Here is a 1,631-nt window from a genome sequence, read left to right as displayed (position 1 = left end):
CGCCCATGGTGTGCAGCTCCATCAGCTCGCGCGCGTAGTTCTCGTTGATGCGGTTGGCGGCGTTCTGCGCGTTGTCCAGGTAGCGCAGCATCGCGGGGTGGTGCAGCGTGGCGCCGAGCAGGTCGCGGAAGCTGCCGAGCGCATGCGGGCGGATCGCGCTCTCTTCGTAGTCGCCCACCATCGCGCGGATGTTGTCCTTGCGCAGGTTGACGTTGAAGTGGTTCATCCAGAACCACGTCATCTGCTCCTGCAGTTGGTTGGGCGAATAGAGCGCGCGCAGCACGAAGCGCTGCTGGGCCTCGCGCGCCAGTTCGCTGAGCTGCCGCTGGTAGGCCTGGCGCGCGGCCTTCTTCTGGTCTTCGTCGGGCAGCGCGTCGGCGGCCTTGCGCTGCGCATCGAGTCCGGTGACGAGCTGGTCGAGCGGCGTGCGCGAAATGGCCATGGCATCGACCTGTGCCTGCGCGGCCGCCGGCAGCGGCGCGGGCCGCGGATTGAGCTGGTCGCGCATCCACAGCGGCAAGCCGCGCCGCGCCAGCTGCGCCTCGCTGCTCGCATTGGCGCCCCAGCCGACTCGGTCGAGCCAGCGCAGCCGCGCGGCTTCGTTCATGGGTGCAGAAGGCAGGGACACCGACACCAGCGGCCGATGGTTCCCCGGCGCGCCCGCGCAGGCCGCGAGCAGCGCCAGCGCGCATGCAGCCAGCGCCATCGGCACCCGGCGCGGGGAGAACAACAACCACTGCGAAGCGGCGGCCGCCACCGCATTCACTCCGTGCGCAGGTCGTGGCGGCGCACGTCGCCGATGGCGTGCTGCGCGGTGCCGAGCGCCGCGTCGACGTGCACCAGGCCGCGCTGCTGGAACGGCCGCGAGCGCGGGTCGTCTTCTTCGCGCGCCACGTCGGAGCGCACCTTGCGCAGCAGGTCGACCGCCGCATGCAGGCGGCCCTGGCGCGGCAGCCACGCGTCGGTGGGCTCGCGCCATTCGATGGGCTTGYCGTCGAGCCATGCTGCGTGCTGCAGCTCGCCGATGGCGGCGTGGATCTCGTCGAGCACCACCTGCTCGTCGCGCGAGACGTTCCCGTCTTCGGGACGGCGGTGCTCCACCTTCCAGGCGGCCATGCGCAGGTCGGACAGGGCGTGCAGGTAGAACGGGTGCCTGCCGTATTCGTCGGCCAATGCGGGCAGCGAGGCCGCGGCCATGAGAACGAGTGCGGCGATGAGGCTTTTCTTCTTCATCTTCGGAGCTCCTGTGAGTGACGGCGGTTCAAGGACGCTTCCTCAACCGCCGTGCCCCGCTCCGCGTTGACGCACTTTACCTTCGCAGCGCCGCGCAAGGCGGCGGCTAAGCCCCGGCTAAGTCAGGCAACCGCCACGCTGGCGGGTGCAGCGCCGGCAATCTGGCGCAAGGCGCGCTCGAACACCTCGACCGGCTGGCCGCCCGAGATCAGGTGCTGGTCGTTGATGATGATCGCGGGCACCGAATGGATGCCGGCGTCGGTGTACATGCGTTCGCGCTCGCGGGTTTCGCGGGCGAATTCGTCGCTGGCCAGAATCTCGCGGGCCCGCGCCGCATCGAGCCCGGCCTCGGCGGCCAGGCGCACCAGCACCTCGTGGTCGGAGGGGTTCTGGCGGTC

The 1,631-nt window shown here is 70.4% G+C and carries 3 protein-coding genes; all 3 read right to left on the bottom strand.

What is annotated here, in order from left to right; genetic code table 11:
- A partial coding sequence (locus tag AC1DOC_RS32840; RefSeq protein WP_478131463.1) for a DUF1800 family protein occupies positions 1–706 on the bottom strand: 706 nt, incomplete at its 3' end.
- A 56-nt stretch (positions 707–762) separates the two neighbouring features.
- A complete protein-coding gene (locus AC1DOC_RS32835) occupies positions 763–1,233 on the bottom strand; it encodes a hypothetical protein (RefSeq protein ID WP_478131462.1) in 471 nt (156 codons plus the stop codon).
- A 122-nt stretch (positions 1,234–1,355) separates the two neighbouring features.
- Positions 1,356–1,631: DsbA family oxidoreductase (locus tag AC1DOC_RS32830; protein WP_478131461.1), on the bottom strand; the 276-nt coding region annotated here is incomplete at its 5' end.

The sequence above is a fragment of the Variovorax sp. 01T439_2 genome (genome assembly GCF_056398445.1).
The sequence above is the reverse complement of the archived record's forward strand: the minus strand, read 5'-3'. Positions and strand labels throughout refer to the sequence as shown.